The following is a 21,254-nucleotide window of genomic DNA, read 5'->3' on the forward strand; positions in this document are numbered from 1 at the left end:
TTCTCCGCCCGCTACTTACGGATCAGGCTGCGCAGTACGTACTGCATGATGCCGCCGTTGCGGTAGTAGTCGGCCTCGCCCGGGGTGTCGATACGGACGACCGCGTCGAACTCCACGCCGGTGTCGGTCGTGACCTTGACCGTGCTCGGGGTCGAGCCGTTGTTGAGGTCCGTCACTCCGGTGAAGGAGAAGGTCTCCTCACCCGTCAGGCCCAGCGCCTCGGCCGAGGCGCCCTCCGGGTACTGGAGCGGGAGCACGCCCATGCCGATCAGGTTCGAGCGGTGGATGCGCTCGTACGACTCGGCGATGACGGCCTTCACGCCGAGCAGCGCGGTGCCCTTCGCGGCCCAGTCGCGGGACGAGCCCGAGCCGTACTCCTTGCCCGCCAGGACGACCAGCGGGGTGCCGGCGGCCTGGTAGTTCTGGGAGGCGTCGTAGATGAAGGAGACCGGAGCGTCCGCGACGGTGAAGTCGCGGGTGTAGCCGCCTTCGGTGCCCGGCGCGATCTGGTTGCGCAGGCGGATGTTGGCGAAGGTGCCACGGATCATGACCTCGTGGTTACCCCGCCGGGAACCGTACGAGTTGAAGTCACGGCGCTCGACGCCGTGCTCGTTGAGGTACTTGCCGGCCGGGGTGTCGGCCTTGATCGCACCGGCCGGGGAGATGTGGTCGGTGGTGACCGAGTCGCCCAGCTTGGCGAGCACGCGGGCGCCGGTGATGTCCTCGACCGGGCTGGTCTCCATCGTCATGCCCTCGAAGTACGGGGGCTTACGGACGTAGGTGGACTGCGGGTCCCACTCGAAGGTGTTGCCGGTCGGGATCGGCAGCGCCTGCCACTGCGCGTCGCCCGCGAAGACGTCCTGGTAGGACTTGTTGAACATGTCCTCGCCGATGGCGTTGGCCACGACGTCGTTGACCTCGGCCTCGGTGGGCCAGATGTCCGCGAGGTGGACCGGCTTGCCGTCCTGGTCGATACCCAGGGCGTCCTTGGTGATGTCCACCTTCATGGAGCCGGCCAGGGCGTACGCGACGACCAGCGGCGGGGACGCCAGGTAGTTCATCTTGACGTCGGGGTTGATCCGGCCCTCGAAGTTACGGTTGCCCGAGAGCACCGAAGTGACGGCCAGGTCGTGCTCGTTGACGGCCTTGGAGACCTCCTCCGGCAGCGGTCCCGAGTTGCCGATGCAGGTGGTGCAGCCGTAGCCGACGAGGTTGAAGCCGACCTTGTCGAGGTACGGGGTGAGACCCGCCTTGTCGAAGTAGTCGGTGACGACCTTGGAGCCCGGGGCGAGGGTGGTCTTGACCCACGGCTTGCGGGTCAGGCCCTTCTCGACCGCCTTCTTGGCCACCAGCGCGGCGGCGACCATGACGTACGGGTTCGAGGTGTTGGTGCAGGAGGTGATCGCGGCGACGGTGACGGCGCCGTGGTCGATCTCGTACGTCGAACCGTCGGGGGCCGTGACCAGCGTCGGACGGCTCGGCACGCCGTTGGCGGAGGCCGGGGCGTCGGAGGCCGGGAAGGACTCCTTGCCCGCCTCCTCGTCCTCGGAGACGTAGTTGCGCACGTCCTGCGCGAACTTTTCCTTGGCCTCGGCCAGGATGATGCGGTCCTGCGGGCGCTTCGGACCGGCGATCGACGGGACGACCGTGGAGAGGTCGAGCTCCAGCTTCTCGGAGAAGTCGGGCTCGGCGGCCGGGTCGAGCCAGAGGCCCTGCTCCTTGGCGTACGCCTCGACCAGGGCGACCTGCTGGTCGCTGCGGCCGGTCAGGCGCAGGTACTTCAGCGTCTCGTCGTCGATCGGGAAGATCGCGGCGGTCGAGCCGAACTCCGGCGACATGTTGCCGATGGTGGCGCGGTTCGCGAGAGAGGTGGCGGCGACGCCCTCACCGTAGAACTCGACGAACTTGCCGACGACGCCGTGCTTGCGCAGCATCTCGGTGATCGTGAGGACCAGGTCGGTGGCGGTGGTGCCGGCGGGCAGCTCGCCGGTCAGCTTGAAGCCGACGACGCGCGGGATGAGCATCGAGACGGGCTGGCCGAGCATCGCGGCCTCGGCCTCGATGCCGCCGACGCCCCAGCCCAGCACACCGAGGCCGTTGACCATGGTGGTGTGCGAGTCGGTGCCGACGAGGGTGTCGGGGTACGCCTGGCCGTTACGGATCATGACCGTACGGGCCAGGTGCTCGATGTTGACCTGGTGGACGATGCCGGTGCCGGGCGGGACGACCTTGAACTCGTCGAAGGCGGTCTGACCCCAGCGCAGGAACTGGTAGCGCTCCTTGTTGCGGCCGTACTCCAGCTCCACGTTCTGCGCGAAGGAGTCCGACGTACCGAACTTGTCGGCGATCACGGAGTGGTCGATGACCAGCTCGGCCGGGGCCAGCGGGTTGATCTTCGCCGGGTCGCCGCCCAGCTCCTTCACGGCCTCACGCATGGTGGCGAGGTCCACGACACAGGGCACACCGGTGAAGTCCTGCATGATCACGCGGGCCGGGGTGAACTGGATTTCCTGGCTCGGCTGCGCCTGGGAGTCCCAGGAGCCGACGGAGCGGATGTGGTCGGCGGTGATGTTCGCGCCGTCCTCGGTTCGGAGGAGGTTCTCCAGCAGCACCTTCAGGCTGTAAGGGAGGCGCGCTGACCCCTCGACCTTGTCCAGCCTGAAGATCTCGTAGGACTCGTCGCCCACGCGCAGCGTGCTGCGGGCGTCGAAGCTGTTCGCCGACACGACAGTCTCCTTCATCAATGTGCGCGTACTACTGCCATGCTGCCGCCACGATTCTTCGTCGATCCGCTAAGGTAAGGCTTAGTTAGGTAACCCTTACCGATCGGCGGCTGCGGTACGCCCTCGGCAGATATCTCGATGTCGAGATAACTCTAGTACATGACCGCCGCTCGGTCATGCCCAGGCTCGGGTCGATCTGACCTCCCGGCCTGGTACGTCGCGCGACAGCCCCGCGTTCTCCACCACCTGGCTCGGTCCGGAGCGGGCACCGCCCGATCACTTCCCGTGGGGACTGTCGTGCGTGGCCGGCCTGCCGTTCGCCCGGCCGGGACGGGCCGCCCACTGGAGGAGGAAACGCAGTGCCTCCTGGGAAGGGGAGTCGGGTGGGGCGGTGTACGCGACCAGTTGCTGGTCGGGTTGCGTGTCGACGGAGAACTGCTGGACATCCAGGGTGATGCTCCCCACGACGGGGTGGAGATAGGTCTTGGTGAGCTGTCGCGGACCGCGGACCCGGTGACTGGCCCACCAGGTACGGAAGTCCGGATCGCGCATGCTCAACTCACCGATCAGCGCGGCGATGACCTGATCTCTGGGGTGGCGGCCGGCTTCCATGCGCAGAACGGCCACGCACTCGCGCGCGGCTCGCGGCCAGTCCGCGTACAGCGCGCGGTAGGTGTCGTCGAGGAAGGTCAGCCGGATCAGGTTGCGTTCGGCCGGGGCGAGCGCGCCGAAGTCGGTGAGCAGGGCGGCCGCGCCCCGGTTCCAGGCCAGGACGTCCATGCGCCGGTTGAGGACCATGGCGGGGATGTCGTGCATGGCCGCGAGCATCTGCCGCAGCCGCGGGTCGACCTGCGGCCTGCCCGGTCCCGGCGTGGGAGCGCCGGGGGTGACGTCGGCGACGGTGAAGAGGTAGGCGCGTTCGTCCGCGGCGAGTCGCAGTGCGTCGGCGAGCGCGTCGAGGACCGGGCGGGAGACCCGGCGGGTGCGCCCCTGCTCCAGGCGGACGACGTAGTCGATGCTCACGTGTGCGAGCTGGGCCAGCTCCTCGCGGCGCAGGCCCGGCACCCGGCGTGGACGGCCGTCGTCGGGAAGGCCGACCTGGTGCGGAGCGAGGGCGGCGCGGCGGGAACGCAGGAAATCGCCGAGCTCGTTGCCGCCGGAAGCGTTGTCCTGGAGTTCCATGCCTCAAGTGTCCGCACACGGACGGCCGCGCGCCTGGTACTGGCGTGCATAGGCAGCGCCCTCCCTGGTACCCCTCACGCGCCGACGCCACCGTGGGGTGTGTGGCCGCCGGCGGGAGGCCACCGGAGCCCGCCCACCGCGAGCCCGTCCCTCTGTGATCGGAGCACCACCGTGAGAACCGACGTCACCTTTCCCAGTGCCGGTCTGAACCTCGCCGGCCACCTGTACACGCCGGACGACGGGGCCGTCGGCCCGCACCCGGCGATCGTCGTCGGACACCCCGGCAGCGGCGTGAAGGAGCAGACCGCCGGCCTGTACGCGCTTCGCCTGGCCGAGCAGGGCTTCGTCACCCTCGCGTTCGACGCCGCCCACCAGGGCGAGAGCGAGGGCGAGCCGCGCGGCCTGGAGGACCCGGCCCACCGGGTCGAGGACATCAAGGCCGCGGTCTCGTACCTCATCACCCGTGACGAGGTCGACGCAGACCGCGTCGGGGTACTGGGCATCTGCGCCTCCGGCGGTTACGCCCTCGCCGCGACGGCGTCCGACCACCGGATCAAGGCCGTCGCCACCGTCAGCGCCGCGGACATCGCCCGCCAGTTCCGCAACGGCGCCGACGGCGCCCAGGACCCGGCCGTCTTCCAGGACATGCTCGCCGCGGCCTCGGCGGCACGGACCGCCGAGGCCCGCGGCGAGGGAGTCCAGACCTTCCCGCTCTTCCCCGACACGGCCGAGCAGGCCCACGCACTGGGTGGCCGGCACGGCGTGGAGGGCTGGGAGTACTACTGCTCCGACCGCGCTCAGCACTCACGCTCGGCGAAGGCCTTCACCTGGTCCAGCATCGACCGCATGGCCTGCTTCGACGCCTTCCGCTTCGTCCAGCTGATCGCGCCCCGCCCGCTCCTCATGATCGCCGGACGCGAGGCGGTGACCTCCTGGATGAGCGTGGAAGCGTTCCAGAACGCCCGTGCCCCGAAGGAACTCCACTGGATCGACGGCGCCAGCCACGTCGATCTCTACGACAAGGAGCCGTACGTCGGGCTCGCGGTCGAAAAGCTGACCGGCTTCTTCCGGCAGACGTCAGGGCAGGCCGCCGATCCGTGGATCTCACCGACTGGTGAGTAGCCCGGGCGGACGAACCCGGCCTGTCATTCGGGGAGGTCGAGCGTCCTCACTCCTGCTCGTCCAGCTCGAAGGATCCGTACACGGGCTTCCCCGCCCGTTCGTAGGCGCAGTACTGCACGCCCACGCTGCTGGTGCGGGACTCCGTGAGCTTCCAGGCGGCGGGGGCGGCGCCCTCGTGGAAGAGCCGCTTGCCGGTGCCGATGATCACGGGATTGACGAGCAGCCGGTACTCGTCGACAAGGTCGTGCTCCTGCAGGGTGCTGATGAGGGCGCTGCTGCCCTGCGTCATGATCACGCCGTCGAGTTGTTCCTTGAGCTGTGCGACGGACTGTGCGGCCTCGCCCTTCAGCAGGTGGGAGTTGTTCCACTCCAACTTGTCCCGGGTGCGCGAGGCGACGTACTTGGGCATGGAGTTGAGCTTCACGGCGATCGGGTTGTTCTCGTCGGTGACGCGGGGCCAGTAGGCGGCGAAGATGTCGTAGGTCTCCCTGCCGAGCAGGAGATGGTCGGCGGTCCGCTCGAAGATCCCGATCATGAGGTCCATGAAGTCGTCATCGACGTACGGGACCTGCCAGCCGCCGTGCTCGAAGCCTGCGTCGACGTCCTCGCCCGGACCGCCCGGTGCCTGCATGACGCCGTCCAGGGTGACGAACGCGGTGACGATCAGTTTGCTCATGATGGTGCCTTTCGGGGTCGGGTGCGGAAGCCGCCGGTGCCCGGTATCCGGTAGCCGCTTGTGCTCGGTATCGGTCTGCACGCGGTATCCGCTTGTACCCGGTTTGACTCCCCGGCCGGTGAGAACTCATCGCCCGGCCGCAGAACGGCCAAGGCGGCGGGAAGGCGGGAAGCGCGACAGATCGCGCCGGGGGCAGAGGCGTGTCGCGGGCGTCGGTGCGCGCTTCGGGCGCCCCCGTTTCACCTCTGCCCGCACACGTCGCACCCGTGCCACGCTTCTGGTGATCAGCGAGTACGGCCTCGGGCACGGCCGGGCCTCGCCGCGGGGATCACGGTCTGGCCTCTCCTGTGCGCCGTACGAGCATCCCGGGCCACCTCGCGCCCTCTCGACAACGCTCTCCGGGGCACCGCCCCGGACACCATCAGGAAAAGGGGTTCCTCCCATGAACCGGATCACCGCGCTCGTCGTCGCCTCGATCGCCCTGGCAGGTGGCCTCGCCACCGGCCCCACCGCGACCGCGACCGACCGCGCCGGAGCCACCAACAGCGCTCAGGCCGCCTACAGTTGCTCTCCCGGGAACTTCTGTATCTACAGCGACTGGAACGGCGGTGGAACACGCTGTCAGTGGTCGGACAGCAGGAAGGCCAACACCGCCGACAACTGCTCCTTCATCCAGAGGGGGCAGAATGTCCGCTCCGTGTGGAACGCGACCGGCCATCGCGTTCAGTACTACACGCAGACCAATTACCACTCGCGGGTCGGTTCGACCCCGGCCGGACAGGGCGGCAATCTCCAGGGGAACTACCAGATCCGCTCCTTCAAGCCGCAGTAGACCGGCACCCGCACGCAGGCCTTCAGGTGCGGCCGTAACGGACGGTGTGGTCGGCGAACTCCAGGGCCATCTCGTCGGTGACGGTGGGGCGGGTGCGGCGGATGGTGTGGAGGTAGTCCTCCGTGGTGGGCTGCCCCCGCTCTCCGCTGTCGAGGGTCCGTTCGAAGACGGTCTGGGCGACCGTACGGGCGACCTGCCGGATGTCGGCGGGGGTGAATCCCTCGCTCGCGTCGGCGAGAACGGCGGTATCGGCTTCGGCGCCCGTCTTCGCGATGTAGCCGGCCCACAGGGCGTCACGGGCCTCGTGGTCGGGCGGTCCGACCGGCAGGACGTAATCGAAGCGGCCGTGGCGCAGGAACGCCGGGTCGAGGGCGGCGACGGTGTTGGTGGCGCAGACGAGCAGCCTGCCGTCCCGGTCGCGGAAGCGCGCGATGGACTTGAGGAGTTCGTTGACCACACCGACGGAGACAGGGTCGGCGAGGTTCCGTGCGCCGGCGACTTCTTCGACCTCGTCGATGAAGACCAGTACGTGGTCGAGTTGCGCGATCTCCTCGAAGCGGCGGCTGAGTCCGTTCGCCAGTCCGTCCTCCAACGCGAGCCGGGACGGGAAGAGTTCCACGAACGGCCAGCCGAGCCGGCCCGCCACCGCTTTGGCGAAGGTGCTCTTGCCCGTACCGGGAGGGCCGAACAGCACGACGGCCTGGGGCGGTTCGACCCCGTGCTCCGCCGCGAGTTCGGGGTTGGCCAGCGGCAGCACCAGCCGTCGTTCGATGAGCCGCTTCTCGTCGGCCATCCCGCTGAGCTTCTCCCAGAGCCCGACCGTGGGCGCCAGCGCGCCGAGCGAGGACAGGAGCGCGGAGCCCTGGGCGGTCACGGGCTGCGACTTCTCGAAGTACGTCAGTCCCCGGTGCGGGTGGAACCCGGAGTTGCCGAGCGCGGTGCTGCCCGTCTCCTCCTCGGGCAGCACCGCCGCCACGGTCTTCGCGCCGGCGCCGCGCAGACGCTGCTCCAGAGCGGTGAGCAGCGCGGTGCCCAGGCCCAGATTGCGCCAGGCCGGGTGCAACTCGATCCGCAGCACCCAGGCCCGGTCGCCGTCCACCCGGCCCATCGCCGCGCCCACGAGTCGGCCGTCGGCGACCGCGACGACGCTCGGGTGCCCTGCCTGTAGCGCGGCGACGACCTCGGAGAGGCGGAAGACAGCGGGCTGGTCGGTGGTGGCGCTCTCACCGTCGAGGCGCACCACCGATTCGAGGTCGTCCGGGGCGAAATCCCGCACATGCCATACGGCCATGGCTGCCTCAACCCGTCCGCGCACATCGCCGGTCATTGCTTGCCGCCCGGGGCTCGCACGGAGTTTTCCCGGGGCTTCCATCATCGGTCAGGCTCCGGCCGGGCGCCTGTTCAGGCCGGGCCTGATCGTCAGGACATGCCCTGCTCGTCAGGACATGCATCGGCGCACGCGGGTAACACGTACTCCCGACGAAGGAGGCGCAGATGCCGCTCACATTCCGCAAGAGCTTCCGGATCCTGCCGGGGGTACGGCTCAACATCAACCGGCGCTCCTGGTCCATCACCACCGGTGGCGGCAAGCACGGCCCCCGGCACACGGCGAGCAGCACCGGGCGGCGGACGACGTCCCTGGATCTGCCGGGGCCGTTCGGCTGGCGCAGGACGACGACCAAGCGGCGCGGTCGCTGAACAGGCCGTTCCCGCACCGCCGTACGGCGATTCCCGCACCCCCTACGGCAGTTCCGGGGTACGGCGGACAGCGCTGCCCCGCTCCCCGTACGGCTGGTGCCCGTACCCCGTACGGAGGTCTCCGTACCCCGTACGGCGGCGTACCGGTGGCAAGGGCGACCCCGGGCGAGGAGGATCGAAGTCCGGGTGGCCATCACTCCGACGGCCCACCCCAGCAAGGCTTTTATCTCACATTTGAGATAGCCTTCACCCATGGCAGACGACTACCTCGTACGCATCGGCAAGCTCATCCGTGACGCCCGCCAGCATCGTGGCTGGACACAGAGCCAACTCGCCGAGGCACTGGCCACCAGCCAGAGCGCCGTGAACCGCATCGAGCGGGGCAACCAGAACATCAGCCTTGAGATGATCGCGCGCATCGGTGAGGCGCTCGACAGTGAGATCGTGTCGCTCGGTTACTCCGGGCCGATGCACCTGCGCGTGGTCGGCGGTCGCCGGCTCTCCGGTTCCATCGACGTCAAGACGAGCAAGAACGCGTGTGTGGCGCTGCTCTGCGGCTCGCTGCTCAACAAGGGGCGTACGGTACTGCGCCGGGTGGCGCGTATCGAAGAGGTGTTCCGCCTCCTGGAGGTGCTCAACTCCATCGGCGTACGCACCCGTTGGATCAACGACGGGGTGGACCTGGAGATCGTGCCGCCCGCCGAGCTGGACATGGAGGCGATCGACGCGGAGGCGGCTCGCCGTACCCGCTCCATCATCATGTTCCTCGGCCCGTTGCTGCACCGGATGGACACTTTCCGGCTGCCGTACGCGGGCGGCTGCGACCTCGGTACGCGCACGATCGAGCCGCATATGATCGCGCTGCGCCGGTTCGGCCTGGACATCGCCGCGACGGAGGGTCTGTACCACGCACAGGTGGACCACTCGATCACACCGGGCCGTCCCATCGTCCTGACGGAGCGCGGCGACACCGTCACCGAGAACGCCCTGCTGGCCGCCGCCCGCCACGACGGCGCGACCGTCATCCGTAACGCCTCGTCCAACTACATGGTGCAGGACCTCTGTTTCTTCCTCGAAGCGCTGGGCGTACGGGTCGACGGCATCGGCTCGACCACCCTGACGGTGCACGGCCTGCCGAACATCGACGTGGACGTGGACTACTCCCCCTCCGAGGACCCGGTCGAGGCGATGAGCCTGATCGCCGCCGCCGTGGTCACCGAGTCCCAGCTGACCATCCGCCGGGTTCCGATCGAGTTCCTGGAGATCGAGCTGGCGGTACTGGAGGAAATGGGGCTCGACAACGACCGCACCGCGGAGTACGCCGCCGACAACGGCCGTACGCGGCTGGTGGATCTGACCGTACGGCCCTCCAAGCTGGAGGCACCGATCGACAAGATCCACCCCATGCCGTTCCCCGGGCTGAACATCGACAACGTGCCGTTCTTCGCCGCCATCGCCGCGGTGGCGACGGGTCAGACCCTGATCCATGACTGGGTCTACGACAACCGCGCCATCTATCTGACGGACCTCAACCGCCTCGGCGGCCGTCTCCAACTGCTCGACCCGCACCGCGTGTTGGTGGAGGGGCCGACCCGCTGGCGCGCGGCCGAGATGATGTGCCCGCCGGCGCTGCGGCCCGCCGTGGTGGTGCTGCTGGCGATGATGGCGGCGGAGGGCACGTCCGTACTGCGCAACGTCTATGTCATCAACCGCGGTTACGAGGATCTGGCGGAGCGCCTCAACTCGGTGGGCGCGCAGATCGAGACCTTCCGGGACATCTGACCGGCGAACACCGCCGCGCCCCCTTCCCGACCTGTCGCGAAACGAGTCAGGGAGGGGGCGCGGCGGTGTCCGTAGGATCTCTCCGCGGCTTCGGGCCTCCGACGGGCTCTCCAACAGCCGGGCGGCCAGGGCCTTCCGGCGTCAGGCCCGCCCGGAGCGGGACCGCCACCTCAGCAGCGCCAGGGCGATCAGGCCGCAGACCGCGCCCTGTGCGGCGTTGAAGATCACGATCCCGATCATGCCGGGGACCGGAGGCAGCTCCGCGCTGTCCAGAAACGGCTGGAGCGAGATGTTCAGCAGGAGCGCCAGGACGCCGTAGGCCACGCCGACGAACGCCAGCGTCTCCACCGGGCGGGGGAAGCGGCGCATCACGGTGGTGCCGATCCACACAGCGATGATCAACACGGTGAGAACCAGCGGGCCCACCGGCTTCTTCAGCGGTCCGTCATCGTACGCGCCGACGATGCTCAGCACCGGGCGCAGGAGTGAAAAGACGCCCAGGGCGACGATCGTTCCCCAAGGCAGCTCGCGCAGGTCACTACGGGACGACTCCTTGATGGCCATGCGCATGTTCCCCTTTCCGGCGCCTGGTCGAGGCGCTGCGGCGGTGCCCGTTGTGACCGGCCACCCATCGGCTGGAATATAGACAGTCTACATGTAGGCAAGCAAGACTGACTGAGGCTCCCGACCGTAGGGCGCGGCACTCCAGCGCCCCACGACCTGAGTTCGAGACCTGGCCGCAAGCGTGAGAGACCGGTCCGGTGCCGGCCCTGTCGGCACCGGGAACAACGGTGTACGCACCGCGGACAGACGTCGGAGGGCGATGACATGTCAGGTCTGGTCGGCTGGATCGATTTCTCGCGCAACCTGGTCCTGCAGCGGCCGGTGATCACCGCGATGACCGGCTCACAGGCTCATCGGGGACCGGACGGGGAAACAGTGTGGACCTCGCCCAGGGCCGCCTTCGGGCACCGGGCGCTGGTGGTGGAGCCCGGCGACGGGCGTCAGCCGGCCGTGACCGAGGCGGACGGCCATGAGGTCGTGCTGTGCGTGACCGGCGCGCCCGGAGGACTCACCGCGCTTCGGGAACGACTGCGCGGCGCGGGCCGGCCGGTGGCACCGGACGCCTCGACGGCAGAGCTGTTCAGCCAGGCGTACCTCACATGGCGGACCGAGTTCGTGCCGTGGCTCAGCGGCGGCTTCGCCCTGGCCGTCTGGGACGGCCGCACCGAGGAACTGGTGCTGGCCCGGGACCAGCTCGGCGGACAGACGCTCTTCTTCACCGAGACCCCCACCGGTGTGGTCTTCGGCTCGGAACGCAAGGCGCTGCTGTCCCACCCCGAGGTACAGCCGGTCGTGCACGCGGCCGGGCTACGGGAGGTGATCTGCCACGCCGTGCCCACCGGACCGCTGTTCTCCGGTTTCTCTCAGGTGGAGGCCGGTGAGATCGCCGTGTTCGGCCGCTCGGGCTGGACCCGCCGGCAGTACTGGAAACTGGAGACCCGCCCCCACGGCGACGACCTGACGACCACTGTGGCGCGCATCCGGACCATGCTGGAGGAGAGCGCCCGGGCCGCCACACCGTCCGACCCGAGCCTGGCGGCCGTCACCCTCTCCGGCGGCGTCGACTCGTCGTCCGTCACCGCGCTCGTCGCCGCCGAGCTGCGGCGCCGCGACCTCGGCCGGCTGAACGCCTACACGATCGACTACGCCTACGACGGCTTCCGCTCCGACGCCATGCGGACCAGCAGGGACGCGCCGTATGCCCGGATGGTCGCCGAGCACGTCGACGCGCTGCACCACGTGGTGCGGTTGGAAGCGGCCGACATCCTCGACCCCGTCGTCCGGCTGTCGATGCTGCGCGCCAAGGACTGCCCGACCCGTATCTACGACATGGACGCCTGGCAGCAGCTCTTCCTCCAGAAGGTGGCGGCCGACGGTCACAAGGTGGTGTTCACCGGGCTCGGCGCCGACAACGCCTTCCTGGGCGCCACCTGGTGCAACGACCGAGGACTGGTGGAGTCCGGCACCTTCCCGTGGATCGCGTTGGCCCAGCGGCACGGAGCGCACAGCGGTTTCGGCACGGGACTGGTCGATCCGGGCCTGCTGGCGCGGCTGGACCTGCCCACGTACTACGCGGACACCTACGCCTCCGCCGTCGCCGAGGTCGAGCACCTGCCGGAGGACGACGACTGGGCGCGCAAGATGCGCACCGTCGCCTACCTGGTGCTGACCCGGTTCCGCGGCGACTCCTCGATCTTCTCGGCCACCGGGCTCCAGGTCCGCTCCCCCGTCAACACCCACGAACTCCTCCAGTACACGTACAACATTCCGGCGGTGACGCACCGCCACGGCGACATCGAGAAGGGCCTGTTGCGCGAGGCGGTCGCCGACCTGTTGCCGCAGGAGGTGGTCCGCAGGCCCCGCAGCGCCACCCCCATCAGCCACGACCCGGGCTACCCGGCGCGGTTGCAGGAGGAGTTCAAGGCGATGCTCGCCGATTCCCAGGCACCCGCCCGTCCCCTCACCGACCTGGCAGCCGCCACCGAACTCGCCGCCCAGCCGGACCGGCTCGCCAAGGACCGGCTGGCCCGCGCGAGCGTCGAGTTCATCCTCCAGCTCAACCTGTGGCTGGACCACTACCGGGTACGGCTCGCCCTGTGAGCGGGCCGCACCACCCGCCGACCGGAGGACACCCGTGACGGACACCGAACTCTGCGAGGTCAGCCCGTGATCAGAGACAGCCTCCTCGACACCATCGGGCACACTCCGGTGGTCCGGCTGCGACGGTGGTCGGTCAACGGCTCGGAGATCCTGATCAAGCTGGAGGGCTGGAACCCCGGCCGCAGCATCAAGGACCGCTCGACCCTGTCGATGGTGAACCACGCCGAACGGGACGGGCTGTTGCGTCCGGGCGGCACCATCATCGAGTCCACCTCCGGGAACGTCGGCAAGGCGCTGGCGCTGATCGGTGTGGTCCGCGGCTACCGGATCGTCCTCGTGACCGACCGCAAGGCGCCCCGCTCGATGATCAGTTACGCCACGGCTCTCGACGCCGAGATCGAGGTCGTCGACAAACCCGACGCTCAGGGCTCCATGCAGGGCGCCCGTATCCACCGGGTGAAGGAGTTGCTCGCCGAGATCCCCGGATCCTTCTGGCCCGACCAGTACAACAACCCGTCGAACCCGCTCGCGCACGCCGAGACCACCGGGCGCGAACTCCTCGACGACGACCCCGACTTCGACACCCTGGTCACCGTGGTCGGCACCGGCGGACACGTCAGCGGCATCTCCGCCACGGTCAAACGCGCCCGGCCGGACGTGGTGACCGTCGGCGTGGACGTGATCGGCTCGGCGACCTTCGGCTATCCGCACGGCACCTGGGCCACCCGGGGCATCGGACTGGGCTGGCAGCCTGGTTGCCTGGACCGGAAGGTCGTCGACCGGGTGCACATGGTCGCCGACCACGAGGGGCTGGCCACCTGCCGGCTGCTGGCCCGCACCGAGGGCGTCCTGGTCGGGGAGTCCGCCGGGCTCGCCGTGTTCGGCGCGCTGCACCACGCCCACCACCACCCGGGGAGCCGCATCATCGTGGTGGCGGCCGACGACGGCGCCAACTACCTCGGGGAGACCTTCGACGACGACTGGCTGTGGTCGCGCGGCCTGTTGCAGACCATCGAGGAGGCAGGACTGACCTCGCTCGACGCTCTGGTCGAGGCCGCCCACGACCCGGTCAGCCCGGCGGTGCCCGAGGCCCGCGCGGGAGCCGACGACCTGACCGCACCGACATGGTGACCGGCGCGGAAGGACCGGCGATTCCGGCCAATCTGGAACGGCTGACCGCGCGGATGGACGAACTCGGCCTGGATGCCGTGGTCGCCACCACGTACGAGAACGTCCGCTACCTCACCGGCGTGTCCAGCGTCGCCCTGGAGGTGTTCCCGCACTCCGGGCAGTTCTACGCCGTGGTCACCCGTGACCGGCCCGAACAGATCCGGCTGGTCACGTCCCGCTGCGACGCGGACCAGGTTCAGGATGTCCTGCCGCCGGTGGCCTCGGCCACCGGATACGGCACCTTCCACCGGGAGCGGGGCGAAGACGTCGTCCTGACCGACGACGAGGAGACGCTGTGGCGGATCGCGGTCGACGGGCCGGCGCCCGCCACCGCCCTCGACGCCCTGGTCCACACCCTGCGGGCGGCCGGGCTGGACCGCGCGCGTATCGCCGTCGACGAGGAGGGCGTGCCGCACGGGTATCTCGACGCGCTGCGTGAGGCGGTGCCCGGGGCCGCCGTACGGCTCGGCTCCGAGGTGCTGCGCTGGACCCGGAAGGTCAAGACGCCCGAGGAGATCCGGCGGCTGACGGCGGTGGCCGCTCTCACTGAGGAGGGCATCCGCGCGGTCACGGCCGCGGCCCGCCCGGGGGTGACCCAGCGCGACCTCGTGCGCGAGTTCGAGACGACGGTGGTCGCCGCCGGGGCCCGGCCGAAGTTCACCCTGATCCATTTCGGCCGTGGTGGTGTGGCGGGCCAGGCGGTGTCCCGGGAGCCACTGCGGCGCGGCGACTCGCTCTGGCTCGACGTCGGCTGCGTCCTGGACGGCTACTGGTCCGACATCGCCCGTCTTCACAGCCTCGGTGAGCCCTCCGAGCGGCTCGCCCGCTACCACGCGGCCATGGTCGCCGGGGAAGACCGGGCGCTCGCCATGGCCCGCCCCGGCATGACCGGCAAGGAGCTGTTCGACCTGGCCGTGGAGGCGGTGCGCGAGGCGGGGGTGCCGCACTACCGTCGCCATCACGTCGGCCACGGGATCGGCGTGGAGATCTACGAGCCCGTCCTCATCACCCCCGACAACGACGACTGTCTGGAGGAAGGCACCGTGGTCAACTTCGAGACGCCGTACTACGAGTTCGGGCTCGGCGCGGTGCAGATCGAGGACCCGTTCGTGGTGACCGCCGGCGGGAACCGGCTGCTGACCACGTTGGATCGGCGTCTGACAGTGATCGGCTGACGGACGATCGCCGCACCGGCGTCTGACAGTGCTCGGCTGACGGACGATCGCCGCACCGGTCTCGGCGGCCGGCTGCCCGGCCGGGTCGTCGTGCCCTCCTCGCGCGTCGATCCGGCCCGGGATCTGTCCCTCGGCTTCCGCGAGATCGCCGGGACGCGGGCCGGGCCACGACTGTGCCTGGTGGAGCCGTTCGCCCGGGTCCCGGTCGTGCTGGACGGCGCCGATCCGCACGGAGACTTCCCGCGCGACACCGCGGTGGCCAGAAGCGCATGTGAGCGCTCCCTTTCGGTTCGGCCTTCCCGCCGTGGGAATCGCTGACGTAGGGCCGGACGCGGCGGGCCCCCACCCGCCGCGTCCGGCCCCACGTCAGCCGGCCCTCAGAACCTGGCTTCGTGCATCGGTCTCATGCCAGGTACCGACCACGACGACTCGGGTGCCGCGCCCCGCCCCGGTTCCAGATCGCCGGTGAGTATGGCGTGATGCAGCCGCTGAAGCATCCCTGAAGGGTCCACACCCAGCTCCTTGATCAGGCAGTCCCGTGCGCGCTGGTAGACCTGCAGGGCCTCGGAGCGGCGTCCGGCACGGTGCAGCGCGACCATCAGCTTGGCCTGGAACCCCTCGTGCGTGGGCTGCGAGGCAACCAGCTTGATCAGTTCGGCGAGCAACTCGTGGTGTGAGCCCAGCTTCAGATCCGCCTCGATCCGCAGTTCCAGGACGCTCTTGTGGATCTCCTCCAGCCGTAACGCCTCGGAGACCAGTACCGGACCGGGGTTCATGTCGATCATCGCCGGGCCGCGCCACAGCGCCAGGGCCTCCCGCAGGGTGTCTGCCGCACGCTCGACGTCGCCGGCCGCCAGCTGGACCCTGCCCTGCTGCGCCAGCGCCTCGAACCGCAGCGAGTCCAGGTCTTCGGAGGGCAGCCTCAGCATGTATCCCCCGACGAAGGTGCGCAGTTCGTCCTCCGGGCCCCGGCCCGTTCCCGAACCGCCCGCCAGCCGCAACGACTTGCGGAGCTGGTAGATGTACGTCTGGAGCGTCGTGGCCACACTGCTGGGAGGGCGGTCCTCCCATACCTCTTCGATCAGCTGCTCGTTGCGCACCACCTGGTTCGCGGACATGGCGAGCAACGCCAGAATCCGCCGAGGTTTCGGTGCCGTGGGAGTGATGTTCTTGCCGTTCACTGCCACTGAGAATGGACCTAAGAGGCTGATCTGCATGGCCTCCACACCCTTCCGTTGTGAATGCAAAGAACCGTTTTCCGTACCGGGCGCAGACGTCGGAAATCGCGTCGTCCGCCGCGCAGTCGGGACGGCACCAGACAGAGATAGCGTGCTGTGATGAGGCCGGATGTCGACGCGTCCGAGTAACCCTCCGGCATTTCACCCGCAGGACATTCCCGGTGAAATCGGTCAGGGGGCGTTACCTGCGCGCCACATCATGCGGCGACGAGGTGAAGATCTCCTGGCAGGGCGCCCTTTCGGGAACCGGTCGCCGACGGCCGTCGACCGCCGTCGCCCCTACGCGCGATGCGTGACGCGGACACCGGCGACCCGTGGAGGGTCTGCGGCGCCTACTCACGGTCGACTTTCGCTCAGACGAGCGAGCGTCGTACGCATGGCCACGCGGTCGTGGCGGCGAGGGGCGCGGTAGGTGGTCGAGAAGAGTAAGACATCCTGTCAATCCCCCGATTTTCTGGATGGCATGGTGCCGTTCCCCCGGTACATTCCTGGCGGGCCGGGTCCGTTGTCGCCATGGGCAAAAAGCTGCGTTCCAGACTATGCCGTGCAGAATATCCTTGCGCAAGTGAACAGCGGATTCCGGCAGTTGCGACGATGAATATGCACGGGCAGGGCCTGGCTACACCTATTCCGCACCGGACCACGAGTCCCTGTCATACGGACTCGGGCCGGCCGACAGGAAACACGAGGTCAGCGGAATTGCGACCAGAGCGCTCGTTCTTCGGGCTCCGGCGGAGTATTCGGAATGAGCCGTTCTGGGTGTCCCGGAACAGGCCCCCCAACGCCCTCGCCCGCGGCCGGGTTCGGTGATTCCGGAGCCGTTGGTCCCCGTCTCCGGTCGGCTCCCGAATCCGGGTCGGGCTGTGGGTACGGGTCGCACATGAAGACACCGGGCGCCGGCGGCATGCCGCCGGCGAAGGTGCCCATGATCTGGGCTCCCGTGCCCAGGTCACGTGCCAGTGCCAGGAACATCCGGCCGCACCGTCGCAGAATCCCCCGTGCCTTCATCCGCGGACCTCGCCCTCCGTGTCGACTCCGGTCCTCCGTATCCTGTGCGGAACGGCTCGACTTCCAGTCAAGGCACAGTAAAGTCACATCCCGGCCCGCTCGTGACGGTATGTCGCCCGCCTCGCGCCCGGTCGCCGCACTCACTCGACGCGGCAGGAGGCCAGGGCCACCAACACGACCGGCCGGGGGGGGGGGGGGGGGGGGGGGGGGGGGGGGGGGGGGGGGGGGGGGGGGGGGGGGGGGGGGGGGGCGGGGGCGGGGCCCCCCCCCCCCCCCCCCCCCGGCCCCCCCCCCGCCGCCCCCCCCCGCCCCCCCCCCCCCCCCCCCCCCCCCCGCGCCCCCCCGCCCCCCCCCCCCCCCCCCCCCCCCCCCGGCCGGTTGCGTGTCGGGTGTCGGGTGTCGGGAGCCAGGGGGAATGCCCTGCCGTCAGGAGTGCTCGATCGCCACCCGGGGCAGCCGCTTGGCCAGCCCTTCGGGAAGCCACCAGGCGTAGCGGCCGAAGAGGTGCATGACCGCGGGCAGGACGAGGCAGCGGATGATCACGGCATCTACGAAGACCGCCACGGCCAGGCCGAAGCCGAACTGCATGAGCATCCGGTCACCGCTGAACATGAAGGCACCGAAGACCACGATCATGATCGCGCCGGCGGCGGTCACCACTTGGCCCGTGGTGGCCAGGCCCCGGCCGATCGCCAGGGCCGCGTCCTTGCCGCGCTCCCACTCCTCGTGCATACGGGAAAGCAGGAAGACCTCGTAGTCCATGGAGAGACCGAAGACGATCGCGAAGATCATCACCGGGACGTACGCCTCGATCGGCCCCTTCTCCATGCCCAGGGCACCGTTCTGGAAGACCAGTGTCATCACGCCCATGGCGACGCCGATGCTGAGCAGGTTGAGAACCGCGGCCTTCAACGGAATCAGGATCGAACGGAACACCAGAAGCAGCAGAAGCATCGACAGGCCCACGACCACGGCGATGAACACCGGCAGCCGGGAGGCCACGGCGTCGGAGAAGTCCTCGGCGGAGGCGGTGCTCCCGCCCACCAGGAAGGTGCCGTCCGTCTTCGCGGCGACCGACGGCAGCACATCGTCCCTCAGTTGGCCGACGAGCTCGTTGGTGGCGCCGTCCCGGGGGGCGGAGTCCGGGAAGACGATGATCGTGGACAGGTCCTCGCCCACGGACTGCGGAGGCAGCGCGGCGGCGACGCCCTTGGCACCTTCCAGCGCCGTGCGCGCCTCGGTGGCGGCTGCCGTGTCGCCCTCGGCGAGCACGATGAGCGGTCCGTTGAATCCCGGCCCGAAGCCGTCGGCCAGCAGGTCGTACGCCTGTCGCGTAGTGGTGGAGCGGTCGTCGGTACCGGCGTCGGCGAAACCGAGCCGCATGTCGAGCGCGGGCAGCGAAAGGCCGGCGAGCAGCGCGGTCGGAATCAGAGCGGCTGCCCAGGCCCGCCGCTGGACAGCGCCGGACCAGCGGCTCCAGCGCTCGCCGCCGGCACTCCTGCCCTTCTCGACACGGCGGCGCACCTGCTTCTCGATCCGGCCGCCGAAGACGGCCAGCAGGGCGGGCAGCAGCGTCAGCGACGCGATCATCGTGAGCAGCACGGTCAGGGCGACGGCCACGGCCACGCCCTGCAGCGCGCCCAGGCCGAGGACAACGAGCCCGAGAAGGGCCACGATGACCGTGCAGCCGGCGAAGAACACCGTGCGCCCCGCGGTGTCGATCGCCCTGATGGTGGCGGTACGCCGGTCGGTGCCGTCGATCAACTCGCTGCGGAAGCGGGAGAACACCAGCAGGGCGTAGTCGATGCCGACGCCGAGGCCGACCAGCATCATCAGCGGCGCGGTGAAGTTGGCGATCGTCGCGACGTGCGAGGCGAGGACGATCAGGCCGAGGGTGGTGCCGACGGCGAAGAGCGCGATCGCCACGGGCAGGACGGCCGCGAAGAGCGACCCGAAGAGCAGGACGAGGATCACCAGGGCGGCGAGGATGCCGATGCCCTCGGCGGAACCGCTGTCCTCACCCTGGGCGGCCCGGACCGGGTCGCCCGACAACTCCACGCGCAGGCCGTCGGTACCGGCCTTCTGCGCGGTGTCGATGATCTTCTGGGCGTCCTCGGCCGGGATGTCCTCCGACTGTTTGTCGAGCGCCACCGTGGCGTAGCCGATGGTGCCGTCCTCGGACAATGCCTGGCTGTTCCGGTAGGGGCCGGCGACGCTGACGACGTGCGGCTCCTTCTCGACCTGGGCCAGCATCGACTCGGCACGCTCGCGCGTCTGCGTCCCGGCGAGGCCGCCGTCCGCCTTGAGCACGATCGTGATGGTGGAGCCGGCCTGCGCGGGAGCCCGCTCCTGGAGGACGTCGAGCGCCTTCTGCGAATCGGTGCCCGGCAGTCCGAAGTTGTTGCGGTAGTCGTCGCCGACCGCCTGGGAACCCAGGCTCACCGCCACCAGGACGACAACCCAGCCGACCAGCGCCCACCAGCGACGGCGGTACGACACCTGGGCGACGCGTTCGAAGAGGCTCGGCCTCGCCGTCCCCGGCGAGTCACCCGCCTCGACAAGGCTCTCTTGGGACGTGGCCATCGCGGTTCGACCTCCCTGATCCGTGGCATCACCCCACCACGATAGATAGCTTGGCTACATGTAGGTGACCGACACTAACACATGGCGTAGATTGTCTACATGATGTCTGAAGCGCTACGGGGCCATCTGGACGCGCTGATCCTCGCGGTACTCGAAACGGAGCCCCTGCACGGATACGCGGTCATGGAGGCCCTCCAAGTGAGCAGTGGCGGAGCTCTCGACCTGCCGACCGGGTCGCTGTATCCCGCGCTGCGCCGGCTCGAACGCGCGGGGTTCGTGGAGAGCGAGTGGAGTACGGTCGGCGGCCGTCGCCGTCGCACGTACCAACTCACCTCGGCGGGCAGTCGCGCGCTGGCCAACGAACGAACAAAATGGCGAGATTTCGCCGCCATGGTCGACGGAGTCCTGCGGCCGGGCTCAGCGACGACCTGACGGCGAGTGAGCGGTCGGCACGTGAGGTGGCCGTGCCGACAGTTCGGTGTGCCCGCGCGGCGGAGGACAGAGGTGTGCCGCAGGCGACGACGAGGTACCGGGCGGCTCCCCGGGAGGTCGCTCGCCGAGATCGGGCCCGGCCGGAAGCGGTCCGGCCGGTGGTCAGGCCGCCGTCAGACAGCGCCGGCCCGACACCGCGATGCCGACCAGCGGGATGCCCAGCAGCAGGGCCGTCATCGGCAGGCCCGTCGGGCTCAGGAGCGACTCCGTGGCCGTGCTGTAGAACGTCAGCAGCACCCCCAGCACGGCGAACACGGCACAGACGACGAACGCGAAGAAACCGGCCGCACGGACGAGCTTGCGGCGTGGGCCCAGGTAGCGCACTCCGGCACCGGTGGCGATCGCGACCGCCAGCGCCATGCCGATGGCACCCCCGCCGGTCCACCGCACCACGGAGTTGACCAGGTCGTATCCGGTGCCGGTGGCGTCGTCCATGCCGTGGCCGGCCAGGCGCAGCAGCATCCACCAGGCGACCGGCTGGATCGTCAGGACGGCGGAGATCAGCACTGCGGTACGCCGGCCCTGGGCCAGCGCCAGCTCGGTCTGGTAGTCGGGGGCGATGGTGCCGACGGGTCCGAAGTCGGCCACCGCACGCCGCTCGGCACTCGCCCGGTCCAGGCCGCTCTCCTCGTATGCCTCGGCCGCGTCGATCAGCCCGTCACGGGCCTCTGCGAGCAGGTCGGCCTTGACCGTCCGTGGGCCGTACAGGGCCTCGTCCAGCTCAGCGACGTATCGGTCAATCACCCGGGTCTCCCTGGAGCTCCTCCGCCGCGTGCATTTTTCCCTGAGTATAAGAATTTCGGAACACCTGCCGATCAGGGACATCCCTGAGGTATCCCTGAACCAGCCATCGTCCTCACGGATGGGGTCCAGCGGTAGCCGTCCGGTCGTGCGCGGCGCCGTTCCGGG

17 protein-coding genes are annotated in these 21,254 nt (G+C 69.6%); 8 read left to right on the forward strand and 9 right to left on the reverse strand.

The window, feature by feature from the left end:
- Window positions 1–11: 11 nt before the first annotated feature.
- Together acnA and ACIQD6_RS19375 are read right to left on the reverse strand one after the other, a co-directional pair.
- Window positions 12–2,726: an aconitate hydratase AcnA gene (acnA, locus tag ACIQD6_RS19370; RefSeq protein WP_401884082.1), complete on the reverse strand. Its 2,715-nt coding sequence runs from the start codon at window positions 2,724–2,726 to the stop codon at window positions 12–14.
- A 273-nt stretch (window positions 2,727–2,999) separates the two neighbouring features.
- Window positions 3,000–3,905, reverse strand: coding sequence for a helix-turn-helix transcriptional regulator (locus ACIQD6_RS19375; RefSeq protein ID WP_401884084.1), 906 nt, complete (start codon window positions 3,903–3,905; stop codon window positions 3,000–3,002).
- Window positions 3,906–4,076: 171 nt separating this feature from the next.
- Here ACIQD6_RS19375 and ACIQD6_RS19380 point away from each other — a divergent pair, with 171 nt between their 5' ends.
- Complete coding sequence (locus ACIQD6_RS19380) at window positions 4,077–5,027, forward strand: alpha/beta hydrolase (protein WP_401884086.1); 951 nt, start codon at window positions 4,077–4,079, stop codon at window positions 5,025–5,027.
- A gap of 46 nt (window positions 5,028–5,073) precedes the next feature.
- Here the strand turns inward: ACIQD6_RS19380 and ACIQD6_RS19385 are convergent, their stop codons facing one another.
- On the reverse strand, window positions 5,074–5,703 hold the full coding sequence (locus tag ACIQD6_RS19385) for a dihydrofolate reductase family protein (RefSeq protein WP_401884088.1): 630 nt from the start codon (window positions 5,701–5,703) through the stop codon (window positions 5,074–5,076).
- 442 nt (window positions 5,704–6,145) lie between these two features.
- Here ACIQD6_RS19385 and ACIQD6_RS19390 point away from each other — a divergent pair, with 442 nt between their 5' ends.
- Window positions 6,146–6,535 (forward strand): peptidase inhibitor family I36 protein, encoded by a 390-nt coding sequence (locus tag ACIQD6_RS19390; protein ID WP_401884090.1) that lies wholly within the window; start codon window positions 6,146–6,148, stop codon window positions 6,533–6,535.
- A gap of 22 nt (window positions 6,536–6,557) precedes the next feature.
- Here ACIQD6_RS19390 and ACIQD6_RS19395 read toward each other — a convergent pair whose 3' ends face one another.
- Window positions 6,558–7,826, reverse strand: coding sequence for an ATP-binding protein (locus ACIQD6_RS19395; protein WP_401884092.1), 1,269 nt, complete (start codon window positions 7,824–7,826; stop codon window positions 6,558–6,560).
- A gap of 203 nt (window positions 7,827–8,029) precedes the next feature.
- On the opposite strand from ACIQD6_RS19395, the gene ACIQD6_RS19400 reads away from it, so the two are divergent.
- Window positions 8,030–8,233 (forward strand): DUF4236 domain-containing protein, encoded by a 204-nt coding sequence (locus ACIQD6_RS19400; RefSeq protein ID WP_401884094.1) that lies wholly within the window; start codon window positions 8,030–8,032, stop codon window positions 8,231–8,233.
- A 252-nt stretch (window positions 8,234–8,485) separates the two neighbouring features.
- Window positions 8,486–10,015: a helix-turn-helix domain-containing protein gene (locus ACIQD6_RS19405; protein WP_401884096.1), complete on the forward strand. Its 1,530-nt coding sequence runs from the start codon at window positions 8,486–8,488 to the stop codon at window positions 10,013–10,015.
- 141 nt (window positions 10,016–10,156) lie between these two features.
- Here ACIQD6_RS19405 and ACIQD6_RS19410 read toward each other — a convergent pair whose 3' ends face one another.
- Window positions 10,157–10,579 (reverse strand): hypothetical protein, encoded by a 423-nt coding sequence (locus ACIQD6_RS19410; protein WP_401884098.1) that lies wholly within the window; start codon window positions 10,577–10,579, stop codon window positions 10,157–10,159.
- Window positions 10,580–10,843: 264 nt separating this feature from the next.
- Between ACIQD6_RS19410 and ACIQD6_RS19415 the strand changes: the two genes are divergently transcribed.
- From ACIQD6_RS19415 to ACIQD6_RS19425, 3 genes are all read left to right on the forward strand, one after another.
- Window positions 10,844–12,679, forward strand: coding sequence for an asparagine synthetase B family protein (locus ACIQD6_RS19415; protein ID WP_401884100.1), 1,836 nt, complete (start codon window positions 10,844–10,846; stop codon window positions 12,677–12,679).
- 66 nt (window positions 12,680–12,745) lie between these two features.
- The gene (locus tag ACIQD6_RS19420) at window positions 12,746–13,810 is read left to right on the forward strand and encodes a PLP-dependent cysteine synthase family protein (RefSeq protein ID WP_401884102.1); all 1,065 of its coding nucleotides are present in this window, start codon (window positions 12,746–12,748) and stop codon (window positions 13,808–13,810) included.
- Entirely contained in the window at window positions 13,804–15,024 is a 1,221-nt protein-coding gene (locus ACIQD6_RS19425) for a M24 family metallopeptidase (RefSeq protein ID WP_401884104.1), read from the forward strand. The genes ACIQD6_RS19420 and ACIQD6_RS19425 overlap by 7 nt, the downstream gene beginning before the upstream one ends.
- Window positions 15,025–15,401: 377 nt before the next feature.
- On the opposite strand, the gene ACIQD6_RS19430 is transcribed toward ACIQD6_RS19425, so the two are convergent.
- From ACIQD6_RS19430 to ACIQD6_RS19440, 3 genes are all read right to left on the reverse strand, one after another.
- Entirely contained in the window at window positions 15,402–16,241 is an 840-nt protein-coding gene (locus ACIQD6_RS19430) for a BTAD domain-containing putative transcriptional regulator (protein ID WP_401884106.1), read from the reverse strand.
- 711 nt (window positions 16,242–16,952) lie between these two features.
- Window positions 16,953–17,270, reverse strand: coding sequence for a DUF6059 family protein (locus ACIQD6_RS19435; protein ID WP_401884108.1), 318 nt, complete (start codon window positions 17,268–17,270; stop codon window positions 16,953–16,955).
- A 426-nt stretch (window positions 17,271–17,696) separates the two neighbouring features.
- Window positions 17,697–19,853, reverse strand: coding sequence for an MMPL family transporter (locus ACIQD6_RS19440; RefSeq protein WP_401884110.1), 2,157 nt, complete (start codon window positions 19,851–19,853; stop codon window positions 17,697–17,699).
- Between the two features lie 99 nt (window positions 19,854–19,952).
- Between ACIQD6_RS19440 and ACIQD6_RS19445 the strand changes: the two genes are divergently transcribed.
- The gene (locus tag ACIQD6_RS19445; protein ID WP_401884112.1) at window positions 19,953–20,285 is read left to right on the forward strand and encodes a PadR family transcriptional regulator; all 333 of its coding nucleotides are present in this window, start codon (window positions 19,953–19,955) and stop codon (window positions 20,283–20,285) included.
- A gap of 162 nt (window positions 20,286–20,447) precedes the next feature.
- On the opposite strand, the gene ACIQD6_RS19450 is transcribed toward ACIQD6_RS19445, so the two are convergent.
- Entirely contained in the window at window positions 20,448–21,089 is a 642-nt protein-coding gene (locus tag ACIQD6_RS19450) for a permease prefix domain 1-containing protein (RefSeq protein WP_401884114.1), read from the reverse strand.
- Window positions 21,090–21,254: the final 165 nt, after the last annotated feature.

Source organism: Streptomyces sp. NPDC088400 (assembly GCF_044753355.1).
Lineage (GTDB): Bacteria > Actinomycetota > Actinomycetes > Streptomycetales > Streptomycetaceae > Streptomyces.

What these genes read in the sequence shown, in the direction of transcription:
- ACIQD6_RS19385 (WP_401884088.1), bottom strand. Translation starts at nt 5,703, where the DNA reads ATGAGCAAACTGATCGTCACCGCGTTCGTCACCCTGGACGGCGTCATG.
- ACIQD6_RS19445 (WP_401884112.1), top strand. Translation starts at nt 19,953, where the DNA reads ATGATGTCTGAAGCGCTACGGGGCCATCTGGACGCGCTGATCCTCGCG.
- ACIQD6_RS19440 (WP_401884110.1), bottom strand. Translation starts at nt 19,853, where the DNA reads ATGGCCACGTCCCAAGAGAGCCTTGTCGAGGCGGGTGACTCGCCGGGG.
- ACIQD6_RS19395 (WP_401884092.1), bottom strand. Translation starts at nt 7,826, where the DNA reads ATGGCCGTATGGCATGTGCGGGATTTCGCCCCGGACGACCTCGAATCG.
- ACIQD6_RS19435 (WP_401884108.1), bottom strand. Translation starts at nt 17,270, where the DNA reads ATGAAGGCACGGGGGATTCTGCGACGGTGCGGCCGGATGTTCCTGGCA.
- ACIQD6_RS19405 (WP_401884096.1), top strand. Translation starts at nt 8,486, where the DNA reads ATGGCAGACGACTACCTCGTACGCATCGGCAAGCTCATCCGTGACGCC.
- ACIQD6_RS19390 (WP_401884090.1), top strand. Translation starts at nt 6,146, where the DNA reads ATGAACCGGATCACCGCGCTCGTCGTCGCCTCGATCGCCCTGGCAGGT.
- ACIQD6_RS19415 (WP_401884100.1), top strand. Translation starts at nt 10,844, where the DNA reads ATGTCAGGTCTGGTCGGCTGGATCGATTTCTCGCGCAACCTGGTCCTG.
- ACIQD6_RS19410 (WP_401884098.1), bottom strand. Translation starts at nt 10,579, where the DNA reads ATGGCCATCAAGGAGTCGTCCCGTAGTGACCTGCGCGAGCTGCCTTGG.
- ACIQD6_RS19400 (WP_401884094.1), top strand. Translation starts at nt 8,030, where the DNA reads ATGCCGCTCACATTCCGCAAGAGCTTCCGGATCCTGCCGGGGGTACGG.
- ACIQD6_RS19375 (WP_401884084.1), bottom strand. Translation starts at nt 3,905, where the DNA reads ATGGAACTCCAGGACAACGCTTCCGGCGGCAACGAGCTCGGCGATTTC.
- ACIQD6_RS19430 (WP_401884106.1), bottom strand. Translation starts at nt 16,241, where the DNA reads ATGCAGATCAGCCTCTTAGGTCCATTCTCAGTGGCAGTGAACGGCAAG.
- ACIQD6_RS19425 (WP_401884104.1), top strand. Translation starts at nt 13,804, where the DNA reads ATGGTGACCGGCGCGGAAGGACCGGCGATTCCGGCCAATCTGGAACGG.